Annotated in this window: 16 protein-coding genes and 1 pseudogene; 10 read left to right on the top strand and 7 right to left on the bottom strand. The window is 69.5% G+C overall.

Going from position 1 to position 19,254, the window contains the following annotated elements:
- Window positions 1-36: 36 nt before the first annotated feature.
- Window positions 37-495 (bottom strand): N-acetyltransferase, encoded by a 459-nt coding sequence (locus ACZ6BB_RS39830; protein WP_471619991.1) that lies wholly within the window; start codon window positions 493-495, stop codon window positions 37-39.
- Window positions 496-2,158: 1,663 nt separating this feature from the next.
- Here ACZ6BB_RS39830 and ACZ6BB_RS39825 point away from each other — a divergent pair.
- The 7 genes from ACZ6BB_RS39825 (at window position 2,159) to ACZ6BB_RS39795 (ending at window position 7,399) form a co-directional block, all read left to right on the top strand.
- A complete protein-coding gene (locus ACZ6BB_RS39825) occupies window positions 2,159-2,482 on the top strand; it encodes a hypothetical protein (RefSeq protein WP_471619990.1) in 324 nt (107 codons plus the stop codon).
- A 10-nt stretch (window positions 2,483-2,492) separates the two neighbouring features.
- Window positions 2,493-3,482: a helix-turn-helix domain-containing protein gene (locus ACZ6BB_RS39820; protein ID WP_471619989.1), complete on the top strand. Its 990-nt coding sequence runs from the start codon at window positions 2,493-2,495 to the stop codon at window positions 3,480-3,482.
- Between the two features lie 190 nt (window positions 3,483-3,672).
- Window positions 3,673-4,995 (top strand): AlbA family DNA-binding domain-containing protein, encoded by a 1,323-nt coding sequence (locus ACZ6BB_RS39815; protein WP_471619988.1) that lies wholly within the window; start codon window positions 3,673-3,675, stop codon window positions 4,993-4,995.
- Window positions 4,996-5,349: 354 nt separating this feature from the next.
- Window positions 5,350-5,535, top strand: a complete 186-nt coding sequence (locus tag ACZ6BB_RS39810; protein WP_471619987.1) for a hypothetical protein — start codon at window positions 5,350-5,352, stop codon at window positions 5,533-5,535.
- 98 nt (window positions 5,536-5,633) lie between these two features.
- Window positions 5,634-5,846, top strand: coding sequence for a hypothetical protein (locus tag ACZ6BB_RS39805; protein ID WP_471619986.1), 213 nt, complete (start codon window positions 5,634-5,636; stop codon window positions 5,844-5,846).
- Window positions 5,847-6,271: 425 nt separating this feature from the next.
- A complete protein-coding gene (locus ACZ6BB_RS39800) occupies window positions 6,272-6,685 on the top strand; it encodes a hypothetical protein (RefSeq protein WP_471619985.1) in 414 nt (137 codons plus the stop codon).
- A gap of 129 nt (window positions 6,686-6,814) precedes the next feature.
- Entirely contained in the window at window positions 6,815-7,399 is a 585-nt protein-coding gene (locus ACZ6BB_RS39795) for an HU family DNA-binding protein (RefSeq protein WP_471619984.1), read from the top strand.
- A gap of 7 nt (window positions 7,400-7,406) precedes the next feature.
- On the opposite strand, the gene ACZ6BB_RS39790 is transcribed toward ACZ6BB_RS39795, so the two are convergent.
- Window positions 7,407-8,099 carry a hypothetical protein gene (locus ACZ6BB_RS39790; protein WP_471619983.1) on the bottom strand — a complete coding sequence of 231 codons (693 nt, stop codon included), beginning with the start codon at window positions 8,097-8,099 and terminating at the stop codon, window positions 7,407-7,409.
- Between the two features lie 273 nt (window positions 8,100-8,372).
- Between ACZ6BB_RS39790 and ACZ6BB_RS39785 the strand changes: the two genes are divergently transcribed.
- Both ACZ6BB_RS39785 and ACZ6BB_RS39780 read left to right on the top strand, forming a co-directional pair.
- Window positions 8,373-9,104 (top strand): hypothetical protein, encoded by a 732-nt coding sequence (locus tag ACZ6BB_RS39785; RefSeq protein WP_471619982.1) that lies wholly within the window; start codon window positions 8,373-8,375, stop codon window positions 9,102-9,104.
- Complete coding sequence (locus ACZ6BB_RS39780; RefSeq protein ID WP_471619981.1) at window positions 9,101-9,700, top strand: DUF6262 family protein; 600 nt, start codon at window positions 9,101-9,103, stop codon at window positions 9,698-9,700. The genes ACZ6BB_RS39785 and ACZ6BB_RS39780 overlap by 4 nt, the downstream gene beginning before the upstream one ends.
- Here the strand turns inward: ACZ6BB_RS39780 and ACZ6BB_RS39775 are convergent.
- From ACZ6BB_RS39775 to ACZ6BB_RS39755, 5 genes and pseudogenes are all read right to left on the bottom strand, one after another.
- A complete protein-coding gene (locus ACZ6BB_RS39775) occupies window positions 9,670-14,517 on the bottom strand; it encodes a CHAT domain-containing protein (RefSeq protein WP_471619980.1) in 4,848 nt (1,615 codons plus the stop codon). The two genes, ACZ6BB_RS39780 and ACZ6BB_RS39775, sit on opposite strands and share 31 nt — an antisense overlap.
- A gap of 8 nt (window positions 14,518-14,525) precedes the next feature.
- Window positions 14,526-15,914 (bottom strand): CATRA conflict system CASPASE/TPR repeat-associated protein, encoded by a 1,389-nt coding sequence (locus ACZ6BB_RS39770; protein WP_471619979.1) that lies wholly within the window; start codon window positions 15,912-15,914, stop codon window positions 14,526-14,528.
- Complete coding sequence (locus ACZ6BB_RS39765) at window positions 15,904-16,260, bottom strand: CATRA system-associated protein (RefSeq protein WP_471619978.1); 357 nt, start codon at window positions 16,258-16,260, stop codon at window positions 15,904-15,906. Before ACZ6BB_RS39765 ends, ACZ6BB_RS39770 begins: the two co-directional genes overlap by 11 nt.
- A gap of 667 nt (window positions 16,261-16,927) precedes the next feature.
- Window positions 16,928-17,467, bottom strand: a pseudogene (lexA, locus tag ACZ6BB_RS39760) (transcriptional repressor LexA); the annotation flags it as partial.
- Between the two features lie 207 nt (window positions 17,468-17,674).
- Complete coding sequence (locus ACZ6BB_RS39755) at window positions 17,675-18,076, bottom strand: hypothetical protein (RefSeq protein WP_471619977.1); 402 nt, start codon at window positions 18,074-18,076, stop codon at window positions 17,675-17,677.
- A gap of 78 nt (window positions 18,077-18,154) precedes the next feature.
- On the opposite strand from ACZ6BB_RS39755, the gene ACZ6BB_RS39750 reads away from it, so the two are divergent.
- Window positions 18,155-18,889: a hypothetical protein gene (locus tag ACZ6BB_RS39750; RefSeq protein WP_471619976.1), complete on the top strand. Its 735-nt coding sequence runs from the start codon at window positions 18,155-18,157 to the stop codon at window positions 18,887-18,889.
- The last annotated feature ends 365 nt before the right edge of the window (window positions 18,890-19,254 follow it).

Below are 19,254 nucleotides of genomic sequence, written 5' to 3'. Positions count from 1 at the left end.
CTCCTGTGGGAGACGGCTGTCCGGACCGGCCGGCGGTCAGGAGGCGTCGGGAGGCCCTTCGAGCCGGGGCTTGGCGTACCCGCCACCTCGAGCGGAGTTGTGCGCACACGATCTGTCCGCCGGGAAGCTGGTGCCCAGGGCCGTGCTCAGCGCCGGGAAGAATCGCTGCCCGTCCTCGAACTGCGGCGTGGTAGTCCAGGTGAACGACTCGCAGCCGCGCATCGCGCGCAGCATCATGCGGGTGCCGTAGCCCTGGCGCTGCCGCTCATCGGTCACGCGGACCTTCATGACGTGACCGCGGCGGCACTCGGCGCAGGACTGCCAGGTGAGCCGCGCGAAGTCGTAGCCACTGCGCTCGCAGACCCGGAGCTGTTGGGGGCCCACACCGTTCTTCGGCGCGTAGTACAGCCAGAAGTCCTTCGTCTGCGGCCGCAGGAGCGTGGTGAGCCTCCACTCCCGTGCGGAGAAGCCGGACGGTGGCGGCCCCTCAGTCATGTGATCCCCCTTCAGGCGGCGCGTCGGTCGCGCCGCTTGATCCTCTCGCTCTCTCCGACCTTCGCCAAGGCCCCCACATTGGCGCAGATAACTGCTCTGTTATCTGCGCGACCGGTCATGGTGAGCTGCGGCTACACCCGGCCCGGCGTGCGCGAAGCGGCCCTGGTGTCTGCGGCAAGGCCGTTGGCTCCGGTGTCCGGTCCATCGTTCCCCGACGTCGATCGGGGCCGGACAGGTGCCGATCGGCGTCGGTCACGGTCTTCCGCGCCGGCCTCCTCATCGCGGGCATCTTCCTATGGTCTGCCCGCTGACCGACCAAGCAGATCAAGGGCCGGAGGCATTCTCCTTGCGGATCGAAGCAGACGAGTCCGTGCTCGCGAGCCAGCGTAGTGGCGTACTCGGACACCTCCTCCGCCTTGCCATAGGACATGAGCAGGTACGCGATCGGGCCCGATGCCTCCTCGGTGATCGGCGGGGCTCTCCACCCCGTTCATCAGGCTCATGCCCTCCGCGTCGGCGATCTGGGTCGCCATCGCGACCGGGCGCGCCCCGGGAGCGGTGAACAGCTGCAGCCGGAACGTCCCCGGCAGGGCGGGGGTGGTGAACATGTGGTCGTCCACGCTCGGCCGACGCGGAGCCGCCAGGGCGCGAAGCTCGTCCTGACCTCCAGGGCGCGATGCCGGCTCGGGGGCTGGGCTGGCGGGAACGTCATCGGTCATCCCCCGATCATTCCCGACCTGGCGGCGCCCGCCCCCGGCCGGTCAGCCGGGCCGCCGTCCGGGCGGTCCACCTCGCCGGCTTCGTCCAGGACCCGACGCAGGTTCCCCCGGAGGACGCACCAGGCAGTGACGTCCTCGGCGGGACGGGGCTGATTGCGGCACGCGGCGGGCCTGTCGGCGTACAGTCCGGCGGCGGGTGACGTACGGTCCCTTGCCCGGCTCGACAGGATGGCCGCGGCCTGCGGTCCCGCGCTTCCTTCGCACGTTGCGCGGGCCCGCACTCGTCGATCCGCTGCTCTGCGCCCGCGTCCGCTGCCGGCGTGGGGATGCGGCGCTGGCCGGCATCCCCACGCCGGGCGGCCACGGATTGCCGGCGGGCAGCGTGCGGTGAGCAGGTGGCGGAGCATCGTGTACGGCTCGAGGCCGGGGGCCGGGGCGGGGAATGCGCGCCGAGCCGGCACCGGGGGGCGGTGCCGGCTCGGCGGGTCGGCGGGCGCGGGCCAACGCGCCTGCCGGAGAGTCCTGAAACGGGTTCGGGCTTGCGACCAGGGCCGTCAGGAGAACACCGACGGCTTGGCCGTCGGTGGTGTGCTGGGACCACCGTCTTTCTGAAGGGGCCTGGGCCGCAAGTCGGCTGGAACAAACGGTGACCCGCCCAGGGCGCTGTGCGCGCGGACTGCACCGTCGCCAGCACGGTGGGCACGGGTCGGCGGGGCGCCGAATTTCGTGACGGGACGCGGAGCATCCGCGAGGCCAGGAAGCCGCATAACGGATATATAGCACGCCGGGGCGAGGCGGCTGGGTGCGCGAGCGTGGAAGGCTGTGTGCCGCGCAGCCCGCAGCACGGCAGGGCCAACTGCCCTGCGGAACGCGTCACTTGCGACCAGAGCCCGGGCCCCGGCATGCCGCCGGCGGCCCCCGTCAGGACGGAGTCCTGCACCCCGATGAGCCATATCCCCCTCCCCCGCCCGGCCGGCCCCGCCCCGGCCTGTTCCTGTCCCCCCGCCACCGTGGCGCCGGCGGCCCGCGGTATCGAACCGAACGGCGCCGCCGGGCGGTTCGGGCCCACCCACGCGCTGATCCTGCTGATCGCCTTCCTGGGGCTGGGCTGCGGCCTGTTCCTCGCCGGCACCGAGCTGGACACCGTCCTGGTGCTGCTGGGCGGCTGCGGGGCGATCGGCGCGGCCACGCTCACCGCGGCCGGCGGCGGCCGCCGCCTGATGACGGTCCTCGTCGAGACCGCCGTGCGCTCCGGCGCGGGCAAGTAGACGGCCGGCCATGACCCGTTCTGCTGCCGACGGCGCACCGCAGCGCCCCTTCGCCGACCTCGCCCAGCACCTGACCGCGCTGCGCCGGGCCGCGCGGCTGCCCCAGCGCAGGCTGGCCGAAGCCGCCAGCGTCTCCCGCGGCGCCGTCCAGCGCGCCGAGTCCGGCACCGCCGCGCCCACCGAGGCCGTCCTCGACGCCTACCTGCGCGCCTGCAGAGCCGGCGAGTCCGACCGGGCCCGGGCCCGTCTCCTGCGCACCCGCGGCCGCATCGCACACCGCGACAGACTCCACGAGCTCAAGGCGCCCGCCCCCGACTTCATCACCGCCAAACGGGACCTCGCCCTCGCCCTCGCCGAACTCTACGAACGGGCCGGCGCCCCCTCCCTCAACAACGCCCGCCTTCGCAAGCTGCTGCCGCGCACCACCGCGTGGCGGATCGTCAACCGCAAAGGCCTGCCGGCCAGCGCCGAGCAGCTGGTGACGTTCCTGACCGTCTGCGGCATCAGCCGCCCGGCCGCACAACGCCCGTACATCGACGCCTACCACCACGTCATCGCCCAACGGAGCACGCGCCCCGCACCCCCACGCACACAACGCACGCAGCTGATCCGCCGCACCCACCCGGTGCCCCTGGCGTACAGCGGCGGGATCTACACCGAGATGAGCGCCGAACTCGCCGGCACGACCGCCGACCTCGCCCGGCTGTTCCCCGCCCTCGAAGAGGCCTTCACCACCGCCCTGCAGCATTACGCCGGCCGCGAAGCACACCGCAACGGCACCACCCCACCCCGCTGGATCACCACCTCTCACAATCTCGACCGACTTATCGCCCGCACCCCCGACCACGCCGACGCCCTCGTCCTCCGCTCCAGCGATGGCAGCACGGCCCGTTACCAGGTCAAGCTCCACCGGGGGCGGCTCGGGCCGCCCCCGGCACTGTCAGGTGTCCGGGCCCCCACACCACCGTCACGACCGGCTCCGGCCGCCCGCGCTTCCTGACTACCGCCGCAGGCGAGCGGCAGCCGCGCCCAGGTACAGCCTGCACGGAAGCACGCGGGGCCGGGTGCGCGAAACCTTCCACCAGATCACCGCCCGATCCGCCGAGGCGGACAAGTCGTCTCCCGGCTGAAGGCAGTGGAGGCAGTACGGAAATCGGTATGCGCAGGTTGTGACGCTGGTCCTACCCTCGATGCGGGAGTTCCGGGTTGGGGGCACCCGTTTGATGCACAGTGAGGATTCGCGCGTGATCTCGATCTACCTGTCTCCGAGCAACCCCCGCTGGACCCCGAAGACCGAGGCCGACCTCCAGGCCGCGATCACCGGCGGTCTCATCGAGGAGAAGCACTACTTCGACGCCAAGGAGATGCTCGTCACGAAGGGCGACAACAGGGAGTTGGCGCGCGACCTGTCGTCCTTCGCTATCGACGGCGGCACGATGATCGTCGGGCTGGCCGAAGACAAGCAGAACGGCACCTTCAGCCTCGCCCCGCAGCCCCTGCAGGGGCTGCCGGAGAGGGTCGAGCAGGTCGCTCACTCTCTCCCCGACCCCCCTCTGGTGATCCTCACCGACCCCATCAAGTCGGAGGCAGATCCCGCCCAGGGATACCTCGTCATCCACATCCCGGCCAGCCCGCTGGCCCCGCACATGGTCGACGGGCGCTACTTCGGGCGCGGCGACAAGACCAAGCGGACTCTCCCGGACTCCGAGGTCGTCCGGCTTCACGAACGACGCCGGAACGCTGAACAGGATGCACTCTCTCTGCTCAAGCACGAGATCGACAACGATCCGATGCAAGACGTCGGGAAGCAGTCCCACATGTTCCTCGTCGCCCAGCCCCTCGCCGCCCCACGGGACATGCTCTTGGACCTCACCAGCGGACCGAACTGGAACCTGCAGCTCGCCCGGTTCATCGAGAAGGCCTACACCCCCGAGATCAACGCTCGCGTAGATGGCCTTGAGACCTACCCGAAACTCATCGACGCAGGCAACGGATACCGACGCAGCGGAGGGGCCGCCCGGGCCAGCAACAACCTCGGCGACGGCCGCATCTTCACGCGAAACCCGGGCACCTACCACGACGAAAACGCGATCGAGCTGCGGGTCTTCGAGAACGGAGGCCTCCGGCTCTTCTCCAGCCGCCTCTCCGAGCGGTTCGCAGGAGATACCGAGGACCACTTCATTTACGATCCTGCCGTGGTGGGCAACACCCGTCGCTTCCTCGCACTCGTGCGCCAAGCTGCAGAAGACGCCAGCTACATGGGCAACTGGGCCCTCGCCCTGGGCCTCACCAGGCTCCGTGGCCGCAGCCCCTACACCAGCGTTCCGCGGAACTACCGGGGGACCTCCGTGCAGCGGAACCGCTACGACCGGGATACCTACGAGCAGGCCACGGAGACCGCCTGGGCGGAACTCAACGAGACTCCCGGAGCGGTCACTCGCCGCCTCGTCGGCTCCTTCCTGCGGACCCTCGCCGCCGAGGAGTACTTCGACACGGCACTGAACGATGACTGACTCCTCATGAGGCGTTCTTTGACAGCAACGGCAAGGAGTGGCTGCGGACTGCGGATGCCCTAACGTCATCCCCCGCTGCCAGGTGGTGGAAGGGGAACCCGGCCCCGAACCAGGTCGGCGACCGGCCCTCACACGACATCTGTCAGCCACGGCGCTTGGAGCATTGAAGGCGGAGGCTCGGGCGGTGCACCGGCAGCTGGTGCCGGTGTGGCGCCGGCGCACCCGGCACGGCCGCGTACTGTCCCTGGACGCCGACCTCGGTGACGGGCTGTCGCTCACGACCTGGTCGCCGCCGACGTCGACCTCCTCGCCCGCACGGCCAGCGGGATATTCGAAGATGAGCGGCTCAACGCCGTGCTGCGCAGCCTCAACGACGCGGAGCGGCGGGTCGTGTTGGCGTACGCCGAGGGCGCGGGCACCACCTGGGCCGAGGCCGAGGCCGCCGCCACCGACCCGCACGCACTCGGCGAGCGAGTCCGGCGCAAGACCAAGCGGCTGGCCGCCGAACAGCGGCGCCGTGTTGAGAAACGCCGGGCTTGAAGCGGCGCGTTCGCGGTGTTTTTCAAGATTCTTTGCCGGTAGGGCGGCCTGCCGGAGCCGAGAGGTGAAGACCCTCTCGTCGAAGGACCCCACCCACCATGATTGCTGTTCCTCTCCTGGCCCTCCTGATTCTCGCGCTCGTCGTCTGGCAGGCCATGGACAAAGCCAGGGACACCGACGTCACCGGCATCGTCAGGGTCGCTCTCGCAGCGATCGTGACACAGGCCCTGACCTACATAGCGCTGCGCGTACCACCCGAGGCCGCACCCGATCGGCTGCACAGCGCTGTCACGGCACTGAGGACGGCCTGAAGCGGCCGAATTGGCTGGATGCTCGGAACGAAGCCACCCGAGTGAATTTGGAGAAGGCTAGATATTCGACTACGCGTGTCAGTGCTGTGAACTGTAAGGGCCCTGGCAGCTTACCAGAGGATAGGTTCGGGCATTGAGGGGCAATCGCTCAGTGAGGACTCACTGGTATGGCGCGCTTGAAGCAAGACAACGAGTCAAGACCGCCTGATCGCGCGCCATCTGCGCAGCCCTCGCAGTCACCACATCCATCGACTGCCCCGGCCCCTATCCCTCCAAGGAGGGGAAACAATATCCTTGCACGCATCCTCCACGCCATTGCAGGACCAGAGAAAATGGATGAGGTTGCAACGCGGGATAGTTCGCCAGGCCCTGAGGCTATTCCGTCCGATAAGTATAAGCTAGCCTACGATGCTGCAGTACATGCAATGTCGCAGCAAGATACCACGCTCACCAACCTAAGAAACAGAACAACCAGCCTCATCACCATTGCGGCGCTAATTGGATCATTCTCCTCCTTCTTCGGCTTGGGGACGAAGGACAAGCCGCTTCCCGTATGGTTCGCGGTGGTCGTAATCTGCTTCATCGTCGCGATTCTCATTGGTGCAATCTATGTGCTATGGCCGAAGAGCGACTGGAGCTTCGGGCCGGACCCTTCTCAAATTCTTGGGTCCGAGTACGACGACTACAACCTCACATGGGCGCTGGCTCAAGGAATGGCTGATCACATCGCGGTCAACGAAAAAGTGATTCGCTACAGAGGCAGGATGTACAGCGCGTGCGTCGTGCTTCTCGGTCTGGAGGCGGCATTTGTCGTCGCCGCATCGCTGGCCACCAGGTGATACGGGCAGTGGGGTATATAGGAGGCGAGCAACTCTCAATTGTCTATTTCAGAGTCACCTGAACCCGCAAGAATCGGGAAGAATATGTCAGCCCGTACAGCTCCGGATCCGATTCCGCCTCGCAAGGGTGTGAATAAGGCGGATCTCAGCCGAATCGTCGGCGAGAGGCTTGGAAGCAATCAGGCGGGGGCCGCCGCTGTTGATGCTGTACTGGACGCCATCGTCCGCGCGACCGTCGCAGGGGACCGGGTCTCGATCACCGGCTTCGGTTCGTTCGAGAAGGTCGACCGCCCGGCCCGGTACGCCCGTAACCCCCAGACGGGCGAGCGGATTCGGGTCAAGAAGACCTCCGTTCCGCGCTTCCGCGCCGGTCAGGGCTTCAAGGACCTGGTCAGCGGCTCGAAGAAACTCCCTCGAGGCGGCGAGGTCTCCGTCAAGAAGGCGCCCAAGGGCAGCCTGACCGGCGGTGCCGCCGCAACGACTAAGAAGACCGCTGCGAAGAAGACCACTAAGGCGGCCCCCGGTAAGACGACAGCGAGGAAGGCCGCGCCTACGAAGAAAACTACCGCCGCCGCCAAGAGGACAACCTCAGCGAAGAAGGCCACGGCGGCCGCCAAGAAGACGACTGTGGCCAAGAAGACAACCAAGGTGGCCGCCGAAAAGACCACAGCGAAGAAGGCCACCGCCAAGAAGACTGGGCATCGAAAATTGTAGGCCGCTACTACGGGGTGGGAGCAGGCCGCAGCTGGTTTGGGTTATCGCGTCCTCCTGGGACGCGGATGATGACGACGAGGCATGGTTCAGACTCTCCCGAACGCTGGACGGGTTCGATCCAGATGCTGCTGAAAAGGTTGGCGGCACCTTCGGCGTCGATGGTCTTGTCGAGTGCAAGGAGGACGGCGAACCCGGCGTTGGTGTTCTGGTACTCGGCGGCCTGGGCAACGTATTGGCGCAGCGCGGGCTCGCTGGCGTCGTCTTCTTCGATCTTGCATTCGACGTTGAAATGCACGGCGCCGAAGGAGACGAGGATGTCGGTTCGTCCGCCGGCCTTGTCGATGACCTCTGAGGTGACGACGCCGAAGAGCGATGAGAACGCCAGCACTTCCCGGTAGTGCTGGTGGAAAAGGGCTTCGTCTACCTTCTGCTTCTTGCCGTCCTTGTCTCGCAAGCGGAGGTATTCGGTGTAGGAGCCGCCCATCTTGCGTCCGATGTCGTAGCACAGGTATGCGAACCGGATCGTGGTATCCAGAAGTGCGGTGAACTCGTCGGCGATACCGGGTCGAGTCTTCCAGTTGTCGGAGGAGTTGCGCCTTGAGGCGGCCGTACTTGGGGTCAGCGATGGCCGCCAGGACGTCGTCGTGAGTGCGTAGGCCGAGCTCCAGGCGGTCGAGGACGTGCTCGGGTGTCTGGTCAACGAACGCAGCGAACTCGTCCTTGAGTTGGTGTGCCAGCCGCTGCCAGCGTCGCGCTTTTCCCTGATCAGCTGCCTGCTGATCGCCGGAGTTGTTTCCGCTCTTGGTGCGGTTGAGGAGGCCGGCCAGGAGTTGCTGGGCCGCGGGATTGTCGCGGATCTCCTCGTCGGCTGAAGCTGCTGCCCTCTCCGGTCGCCAACCCGTGGGGGACCAAGCCGATCTCCGGCATCTGGGAGCAGCACCGCAACTGGGTCCGCGCCCTGCCCGAATTCCTCGTGCCCCTCGAAGTGGAGGTGGACGGCGAACCCGTCACGAAACTCCTGCCGTTCGACAGGAAGAAGATCTTCCCGTACGCGTACCGGCACAGCTTCGCCCAGCGGCACGCCGACGCGGGAGTGAAGCCGGAGGTCCTCAAGGACCTCATGGACCATCGACAGCTGCAGACCAGCCAGGCGTACTACCACATCGGCCAGGACAGGCGGCGCGAGGCCATCGACCGGGTCGCGGTCATGCAGTTCGACCGGCACGGCAACCGGGTGTGGCGCCAGGTTCAAGGGCTCTTGGACTCCGAGCACGTACGGCGCGAGATCGGCGAGGTCGCCACGGCGTACGGCATGTGCAGGGAACCCACGAACGTGGCAGCCGGCGGGCACAGCTGCCCGCTGCGCTTCCGCTGCCTGGGCTGCGAACACTTCCACACCGACGTCTCCTACCTGCCGGACCTGGAGGCGTACCACGCAGACCTCCTGCGCAGCCGCGAGAAGCTGATGTCCGCCTTCGAAGCGGACGACTGGGCACGCGCCGAGGCCATGCCGTCCCAGGAGGAGATCCGCCGGGTCCGCCGACTGATCAGCCGCGTCAAGGCGGACCTGGACGATCTCACCGAAGAGGAGCAGGCGCAGATCCAGCAGGCGGTATCGGTCATCCGCCGTGGGCGCAGCGTGATGCTGGGGATGCCTCGCATCGGCCAGCCCCTACCCGACGTCCGACCGAGGAGGACCACATGAGCTCCACGATGACCGCTGGCCGCAAGGCAAATGGCGACCGGCGCCGCCAGCGGGTCGTGAAGGCCATCAACGCCGCAGCGCAGAAGGGGATCCGCATCACGGTCTCGGGCATCGCCCGTCAGGCCGGGGTCGACCGGACCTTCCTGTACCGGCACCGGGATCTGCTCGCCCTGGTGCACGCTGCCGAGCTCGAGCCCGCGGAGCGGGACTCCGCATCAGGTGTCTCCGCGGTGAGCAGGGCCTCGCTCCAGGCCGACCTCGCGAACGCCCAGGCCCGCACCGTCCGCCTGTCCGCACGAATTCAGCAGTTGGAGAAGCGCTTGTCGCAGGAGCTGGGCGAGCAGGCATGGCGCGAGTCGGGCCTTGGTGCTCCCACCGACATCGAGGAGCTTCAGCGAACGATCCTGCGGCTCGAGCACCGCACCGTCGAGTTGACCGAGGCCCTGGAAGAGAGCCAGGCCGATCTGGCAGCGGCCCGGGAAGCCAACCGTGAGCTGACCCGGACCCTCACCAGCGCGGAGAGCAGGGCATCCGTACGACCCCTTGATTCTCCACGCGGGGGCGGTCAGGTGGTGTCGCTCGCCGGGCCGAGGTGAACGTGGGACGCCCACAGGAGCGGCGCGCGGAACGAGGCCCGGAGTCGCCGGGTCGCCGTGTGCACGGCCTGGGCGACCTCGAAGGGGTGCTCGGCCAGCGCCGTGTAGGCGTGGTCCGCGAACGCGTAGGCCGCCTCATCCGACACCGGCCACAGGGTGCCGACCACGTGGCGGAACCCGGCCAGCTGGAACGCCGTCGCGAGATGCAGTGCCTCGTCCACCAGTCGGCTGCTGCCCTGCGCGGTCGAGCACGCCGACAGGTAGGCGAGGTGCGCGTCGATGTCGAGGCCGCCGACCTCCGCGACGGTCAGGTCGCCGTCGTGGAGCTTCAGCGCGCTGCGGTCGGGGTGGTCGACGTCGGTGACCCCGTGGCACGCGAAGTGCGCCCAGCCGGCCGTGGCTAGTGCCGTCCGTACCTCGGCCAGCCCGGCCGCTGCGCCGATCAGCGGCGGCTCGGCCGCGGACAGCCGGCGCCGCACCATCGCGGCCTCCTCGGCGGCCTTGGGCAGTTCGGCCGCCGCCTCGGCCGCGATGAGTGTTCTGGCCAGCCGCTCGGGCCCAGTGCGCCGGCTCAGCGCCCGCTGGAAGGTCCGCACGGTCGCGGTGTACGAGGACACGACCCGGTCGATCACGTGGTCGCCCTCCGGCAGGACTGCGGCGTGCAGGGGCAGGAAGGCGAGCACTCCGACCGGCATCCACTGGACATGGGGCCAGGGCTGGCCTTCTTCCGGTGCGGCGCGGTGGCGCAGGTGTTGGAGCACCGGTCCCATGACCGCCGTTCCGGCCCACCGCAGCAGATCGGTCAGCGTGTGGTTGGCGAGCACGGGATCGTCCGCCTCGGGGCCGAGGGCGGACTGGAAGGACCGGAACCGCGCGAGGGCCTCGGCCGCCGTGGTCGGCGCGAGCGATACGACGGCGACATGCCCGTCCGAGGTGAGCACGAGGGCGTCGCTGCGGATCGCGCTCAGGTTGATCGCGACGATCGGGGCGCCCTCCGCGGCCGGGGCGAGCTGTTCGACGGTGGGCGCCCGGTGGAAGTCTTCCAGGCCCTCTTCCCGCTGGATCCGGGCCACCAGGTTGCGCCAGCGGAGCGCGGCCCGGTGCCGGGCCTCGCCCAGCCGGCCGGAGTCGAGCCGGCCGGAGTCGAGTCCGTCGTCCGGTGCGGCGTTGAGGACGTGCAGCAGCTCCTCGAGTTCGGCCGCTACGTCCGGCAGTTTCGCGCGGACCGCCCGGAGATCGGCGCGGTCGTCGAGGGCTTGAGACAGCAGAACGCCGCGCCCGCGTTCCAGTAGTTCGAGCGCTTTGGCCGGGTTGTTGTCCTGCAGCGCGGCGGCCGCAGCGTCGGCGGCCATCCCGCCGATCTCCAGCAGCAGCCGCTGGCGGCCCTCGCGGGTCAGCGCCCGATCCGCCAGCAGGGGAAGCAGGGCGATGGTGGTGTCGAAGTGCCTGACGGCCTTGGCCCAGCGCTCTTGTAGTGCGGCCACCCGCGAGGCGGCCAGGCCGGCCCGGACGCGCAGGTCGACGAGGCCCGATTCGGCGGTGCTGACAGCACCGAGCAGTTCGAGGGCCTCGGTCGCGATCACCTCGGCGTCCGACCGTGCAAGGTCGGCCCCGAGTGCCTGGAGTCGGCCGCCCAGGGCGTAAGCGAGGTCGAGCCGGATCCGGGCCAAATGGTGGCTGTCCGGTTCCACGAGCCGGATCGCCTGCCGGGCGGCGTCCTCGGCGGCATCCAGATCGGCATCCTCGGTGGATCGCATGAATCGGGTGAGGTGCATGCGGGCGAGATTGGACCATGCCCGGGCACGGTTCGCCGGCCGCGCCCGGGGTGCCTCGGCCGCTCGGCGTGCCGCCTCGACGGCCTCCGTGATCACCTCGGCGGCCCCGGTCCGTTCGAACTCCGCGCGCAGCGCCAGAGCGAGATTCACCTGAAAGGGGCTGTAGTCGTCGTGGGTCGGCGCCATATCGCGGAGGGCTTCACGGGCGGCCGACACTGACCGCTCCAGATCTGCGACGTCCCGCCGGGCCCCTCTGTGGTGGCGCATGCGGCAGGCGATGGAGAGCGCGGACCAGCAATGCGCCCTGTCCTCGTGGGCCGAGCCAGCCGCCGCGGTCGCCTCCTCGGCGACGGCCACCGCCTCATCGAGGCTGGCCAGATCGCCCGTCGTCTCGTAGCGCGTTTCGAGGGCGACGGACAGGTTGCTGAGGACGCCAGGGTTGTCCGGGTCCAGGGCCAGAGACAGGCGCCCCAGGTCGATGGCGGTCTGCAGGTCGGCCCGATCGGCCGTCTGCTCGTAGCGGTCCTGATGGAGGTGCGCGAGGTTGGCGATGGCAACGGGGAGATCCGGCTGGCCCTCAAGCAGGGCGACCTCCCGCGTGGCGTGACCGATCGCGGTGTCCATGTCGGGGCTCGTGCCGGTGCGCCAGGAGCGTGAGCTCAGTGCGTACGCCAGCTCGCCGAGTCGGGTGGGGAGGCGGACGTCGTCTTCGGAGGTGTCGGCCACCGCCGCCGTGCCGCACCGGACGACTTCCTCTAAAACGTCGGGGTCACTGTCGAGGCGGTGGAGGAGCACTCCCAGATGGGCGATGTCGGCCAGGGTCTGGGTGTGCGCCCCGGTGCCCGGGGCCGTGTGGTCACGGAGGTCGCGTGCGGTGGAGTACGCCTCGTCCAGCGCCGGCCGGCTCCCGTTCAGCTCGTACTGCCAGGTCAGCGCTGCGACCAGGAGGCTCCGCAGATCGTCACGGAGCGGGTGGGCGGCGGCGATCCGCAGCACCGCCCGGACGGTGTCCACGAGCCGGAGGGCGAGGGCCGGACCGTCCGTGAACAGCGACCAGTTGTTCAGCTCCGTGAGCGCGTCGTGAAGGGCCGGTACCTGCCCCTGCCACGGCGTCGGGTCGGCCCCGGCGGCCAGGGCCCGTTCCAGGTGGACTAGGGTCAGCTGCAGGTCGTGCTCCCGGTCGAAGAAGCGCGAGAACGCCAGGTACCGCAGCCAGCAGTACCGGGCGAGGTGCTCGGGCCCGTGGCCGGCCGGATCGCGGCGGATCGCCGAGGCCAGCTCGACCAGCTCCCGGAGCCGCTCCGCCCCGTCGGGGCCGGCCGGGACGGCGAGCTCGGTGAAGCGCTCGGTCTCTGTCAGCGATGCGACCAGGTCCTCGCGGTCATCCGACAGGAGGTACCGCTGGTGCAGGGCATCGCCCAACGCGGTCAACCGGATACGCAGGGCGCCGGTGTTCCCCGCGGTCGACTCGACCGAGTCCCGAAGCAGTTCCACCGCCGAATCGAGAGCGGCGCGATCACCGGTGTCCAGGAACCGGCGCAGCCGGATGCGGCCCAGGGAGCTCAGCGCGTGGGGGCTGCGGTCCGGCCCGGTCAGCAGCCGGGGGTCGATCACCGCCTCCGCCTCGTCGAGCAGGTCCGGTGACCCGGTGGCCGTGCCAGCGGTGAGCAGGGCGTTGGCGAGGTTCACCGCGAGGATCCGGGACTGGGCGCCGTCGGCCGCGGCCACGGCCTTGCGGTGCATGGCGATCGCCTCGGCGATCAGTCGTTGTTCGCCCTGGTGGTGGTACTGATGCTCGAGCACCTCGCCGAGCGTCTGGTATGCGGAGACCAGCCCGGCCGCGTCGAGCCCTCCGGCCGACAGGACACCACGCAGAGCGTCCGCGGCCCGGTGCAGGTACTCCTGGCGGCCCTCCCACCGTGCGTACTGCGCGCCTCCGAGCCAGGCCAGGGCCATGGCTTTCGCCGGGGCCGAGGTGTCGGCGATACGGTCCGCCAGAGCCAGCGCGCGATCGAGGTCGGCGGTGTCCCCGGTCCGTTCGAAGCCTCTGGCGAGAAACGCGACCTGCAACCAGCGGAGCGTCGGGCTGTCCTGGGCGCCGGGCTCGGCCGCCGCGGTGCCGCTCGACGGCGGGTGGTCGGCGACGGCTGTGATCGGCTCGGGATCCTGCTCGACCACCGCCATTTCCAGCATCACCTCCCGCAGCAGGTCGGCTTGGGCGGCTGCTGCCTCCGCCGGGAGTGCAGGGTGGTGAGTCCGGAGCTCGGACTCCGCCCGGCGGAGCCAGAACCCGTTCCCGCACGAGCGACGCAGCAGCAGTGCGGCCACGCCGAGAAGCATCCGGGCGTCGCAGGCCAGCTCAGGGTCGCCGGGATTCGTGCGCACCAACTTCCAGGCGTCCATGGCCGCCCAGTGCAGGACCTGCGGGTCCCCGTACACCTGTGCGGCCGTGATGTAGGTGTGGCCCCGGTGGAGGAGCGCCTCAGCCCGGATGGCGCTGCACTCGGGCAGCTCAGACACCGCCTCGCCGAGCAGGTCGAACGCGTATCCGAAGTCGCGCTGCTTCCTGTAGGCCAGGAACCGCCGGGCGCGCGCCCGCCCGACAAGCGCGCACACCCCGAGCCGGAAGCCGGTGGTGGCCCTGCGGAAATGCCGGCCGGCCATGACCTTGGACCAGGCGCGTATCTCCTTGTACAGCAGATCCGCCCGATGGGTCCGCTGGTACTCCCGGTTCAGGGCCACCGCCCGGTCCCACCGACCCCGCACCGCGGGCGGGACCAGCGCGTCCAGCTCGTCCTCGGTCACCAGCTCGGAGAAGGCGTTAACCAGGCCCAGCCGACGGCAGCGTTCGAGCAGAGCCAGGTGCTGACGGATCGCCGTCGCCACCTGCTCGTCAGACGCGTCCATGTCGGCGAGGACGGCGTCCGCCTCGGGCTCCAGCAACTCGGGGTGACGTTCGAGGATCTCCCGTGAGCGCTGCCAGTCCGGGGCGAAGACGAAGCGAAGGAGCGTCTCGGCAAGCTCGTGGACCGGGTCCGGCATCGCTGCCCCTATCGCCTTCGCCAGGTGTGGATGCCGCTGGCGGCCAGGAACGCCACCCCGGCCGCGATGACGGTCGGCGCTGGGGTGGAGCCCGCCAGCAGACTCGACACCAGCCAGGCCGCCGCCGCTGCTACCGCGCCGGAGGCGACCGGCAACAGCCTGCTGAGGCGCGTACCGCGGCCGGCCACCGCGCCGACCGCCAGGGCCAGGGCCAGGGCCAGGGTGCCGAGCAGTGCCACCATGGCCGGCTTGGCCGGTCCGGGCAGCGGAACCTGGTACGACAGTGCCTGGATCGCTCCGAGGGCCGTCGCGAACGCCCCCACCACCGCGAGCTGCAGGATGTTGACGCGCTCCTGGCGGCGGCGGTGGTCCTCCTGTGCGTCGTGCGCCACCCGCTGCGCCACCGTGTCGACCAGACCGCGCAGTTCACGCGCGCGCTGGAGGGCCGTCTCCAGGTAGGCCAGTTCGTCGCCCAGCCGCTCGGCCAGCCAGGTGGCGGTCGGCGACTCGTCGGACGGGCCGCCGGTGAGCTGCGCGGTGCGGGCCGCGGCGGCCAGGTTGACGCGGGTGGCGTCCACCGCGCGGCGGAGGTCAAGGAGCCGGGTGGCATGGATGATCGCCCGGGCCTCGTCGGCGAGCAGCCGGGTGAGCTGTTCCGTGGTGACGACCTCGCCGCCGCCCTGCAGGGCCGTGAAGCGGTCGAGCAGTTCACTGGTGACGCCGTCCAGGTGGGCACGCACGGCGCCGGACGCCCGGCCGCCGTCCCAGACCCGGAGGTGGTGCCGCAGCCTCGCGCAGTGGAGCAGGTGGACGGCCAGCGGCGGCAGGTGTCCGTCGTCGGACCAGGCCCAGCTGCTCAGCTGGTCGGCGTCCCTGCGCCGACCCAGCACCACCATGCTCCGAACCCGGGCCCGGCCGTTCCCGTCGGCCCGCTCCGCGACCGCGAACCGGCCGGCGAGGGCCGCGGTGTCGCTTCCGGCAGCCTGCCGCGCCTCACGCTCGGTCGGAACGTCAGCAGTCTGGGCGAGCAGAACCCGGACTTCGCCGAGCACCTCGGCGGTGCCGCCCGCGACGCTCTCCCACCGGGCCAGCAACGGAGCCCAGTCCGGTGCACCGCCAGACAGCGCGACCGACAGGCACAGCGCGTCGCCGTGCCGCCGGAGCACCGACTGACCGCTGCCGGCCTCGTTCTGCGCCAGTGCGAGCAGGGGCTCGGTGCCCAAGGCGGAGACCGTGGCGGGCAGAGTGTGCGCGATGTCCGCGGAGACACTCGCCGAGTGTCCGAGAACCTCCGCGCATCTGCCCCACAGCGCCCGCAGACCTGCGTACGACTCGTCAGCCAACTCGCCCTGAGCGGGCGCGAACCGATGGATGACGAGCTCGTGTTCAGCCGCCACCGGGAGGGCCCGCGGCGGCCCGCGGCCCGCGCCCGCGCGCGTTCAGCGAGGCGATCAGCACATCCAGCCGCTCCTGGACCTCCCGCGGTGCGGGCTGCTTGTCGACGTGCTTGACGCGTATGACGGTCAGCAGGCGGAGATCGTCGATCACCGCGATCATGGCCGCCGGGTCGGCGTCCGCCGTCGCGTCCGCCAAGCGGCCCAACACCCCTGCGGCGCTAGACCAGCGTTGAGCCGACAGCTCCCTCAGCTTCAGCTCCGACAGGATGGCGACGGCCGTGGCACGCAGTTGAGACCATTCATCATCGTCGACGGGCCCCGATCCCGGGACCTCCCCCAAGTCCATGCGGGAAGTCTATGAGCGGAGCCCGGAGGCTGAACAGCCCCCGTCGGGGCGGCTACGACGCGGGGATCGTGCGGTCCGTCCATGCCGTCCCTGCTCCCGAAGGAGGCACGATGCGCCCCGTCACGATCATCGGCACCGGGCTCGACGGACGCACGCCGGCCCGCGGACAGCTGATCCCAGCCTGTCGGTTACCTGACTGCCGCGCTCATGGGAACGCATGTCGAACAGCTTCACTGTCGTGATGCAGGCGGCCGCCGACCAGGTCACCACTGCCACCGGCATACACGCCACCGAACCCGCCAACCCCCTGCTCGGACCGATCGGCCGGACGGTCCTGGACAACCTGCTACCCGCCCTACGGCGCCAGCGCGTCAAGGCCCGCAGCCGCAAGAACCCGACCAGCAAGTACGGGCCGAACGCAGGAAAACAGCCGGAAACCTACTCTCTCCGTCGAGATCCACGTCATGGAAGGCGGACTTGCATCACGCCCGCGCCGCAGGCAATGCGCACTGGCATTCGACCTGGGATGCGGGGCCCTATGGCACGGTGCGTCCCTTACCCGATCGAGTGATAGCGCCACACCTGTTGCACGCGGTAGCGTCCTCCACACTGCTGCTGAGCTGCACCAATCCTCATCGGATCACGCTGCACGACGGTTGACCCCGCTAGAAGCGACGATGTCCCCGTGATCGGCGCTGTCCTGCCGCCTGACGGTCACGATGTCGCCGTCACAGATCGCCGCGTCGATCATGGAGTCGCCGGAGACCGTCAGGGCGAACAAATCGCCGTCGCCCACGACTTGGCGGGGCAGAGAGTAGACGTCCTCAACCATCTCCTCGGCGAGCAGCGGGGCTCCGGCGGCGATCCGTCCGACGAGCGGTACGTCGACTGGCGCCTCGCTCCGGCCTCCCAGTTCGGGCGCCCACGAGGGCCTCACGCGGTAGGCGCGGGGGGTGTGCGGGTCGCGGTAGAGGACGCCTTTGCGCTCGAGGGCCATCAGCTGATGTGCGACCGAGGACGTACTGGCGAGCTTCACGGCCTGGCCGATCTCCCGCATCGACGGCGGGTAGCCCTGCCGGTCGACCGTCTGCGTGATGTAGCGGACGATGGCCGCCTGGCGGCTCGTCAGCTCTCCTTCAGCGGTCCGGGGGCCCGGGGGGCGGCCCCGGCGGGCGGGCGCGCTGTTCTCCATCCCGGTCACCTCCATACAAGATCCTCACGGAAAGCGACCCTAACCCGCCATCCGGCGCAAATGGAACACCGTTGCGATCAGACCCGCAGGCAGTCAGATGGGGCGGCATCCAGGCATGTCAAGTGATCGCGGTCCCCCACTGCATCCCGCTTCAGTGAACACCCCGGTCGATGTAAGGGACGAAATGCGCATCAAGGTCCGCACTTTCGAGGTGTAAGGCGGTCAAATTCCCCCCTCGGGTAGGCCGGGCCCCATCTTCACCCCACTTGCCCGGCGGGGTTCTCGATCGCTTCGTTGAACAGGGACGTCCCGGTCGGCGTTGCAGCCGTTCTTGTCGAGGTCCTTCCAGTGCGGATAGAGCTTGTCCCGGTCGTAGCCGACGCGGATCTCCTCGGCGACAGGCAAGGCCGCGACGCCCTCCAGGAGACGCGTTTCCTCCACGGCGGGCGGCGGCGATGGTCGCAAAGAGGGCGGCGAGAGCAGTGGCGGCGCAGAGCAGGCCACGCTTGGCATAGGGGATCGCGCCTTGCTGGTTACCAGCAGACCGGCGCTGGTCGCCTGCCACTGCGGCCTCTCAGTGCCCGTTTGGGCGAGCAGCTTTACCGCATAAACGATCTTCCGCACGGGGTAGGCCCCTGAATCAACAGACTGGAGCGACAATTTCACTTGTCGACCTCCCCGGTGACAAGTACTCTTGTCGCCATGGAATCCGCTCTGAACGACTTCTGGCGCGACGTCATGACCCTGCGGGAGCCCCCGTACCGGGAGCCCATCGACGACGAGATCCTTCGGCTTCAAGACCAGGTGGCGGAAGCCGCCCAGGAAATGGCCCGCGCGATCTCCACACGAGAGTCCGCCTACCGCGCTGACGGCCAGGAAGCCCCCAACGGCACAGCGCTCTCACCGGACTGGCAACTCGCATACCTGTACACCCTTCACGAGATCGAGGGCATCGCCAGGCGGCTCGCTGACCGCACGGCGCGCACCGCCGGCGGGACCGGAGCAAACTACGCCCAGCTCGGAGCAGCCTGGGGAATCACCAAGCAGGCTGCGAGGCTGCGCTGGCCCGGCGCCGTGCGCAGGCCCGAAGACACCAGCGGTGAAGGCGCACCGTTCGAGCTGCGGCTCGCTGGGGGCCTCGCCGACATCATCCAACTCCCCCACGAGGGCGGGTTCATCTGGGAGGCCACCGGCGCCGACGGCACCAGTGGCCGGGCCGAGGAGCCGTACGGAAACCGGATCGAGGCCGCTGCCCACGCCGGCTCCTTCCTCGCCCGGCACGCTGTCCCGGCAGAGGAGACGTACGACCATGATGCGGCGCACGCCGGCTGCTTCGAACCCCACACCGGCCCCGACGGCTACGTCGACTGCGACGGCAAGCTTCCAGGAAGAACTACGGGGTCACGCTCGATCCGGCCCACGGCGAGGACGTGGTGACCGACCTGACCCCTGACGAGGCCGTATAAGGAGCTCAGGGACTTCAGACCCGTCCCCCGCAAGAGCGACGCATTCCAGCAGTCCGTCACGGCCGAGGACATCCAGGCGGTGTGCCGGCGGGCCTTCGGCTCCACCGTCCAGGTCGCCTCCGCGGTGGAGCTGGGCGAGCGGGCGGGCATACAGAACACCGCCTACCGGATCACCGCAGGCAGCGTGGGAGCGCCGGCCGTCCTGCGCTTCGCCCCGGCCCTGAACGCCCGTTCGTGCTGCAGGGGTTGGTTTTCTTGGTCGGCACTGGGACTGCTGAGGTGGGCGGTAATCTAGCTGCCCCGTTACTGCACGATACGGAAAGTGACTTACTGTGA

It is taken from the genome of Streptomyces sp. NPDC041108, from assembly GCF_055592645.1.
Note: the sequence above shows the minus strand (reverse complement) of the source record. Positions and strands in the feature narration are given on the sequence as shown.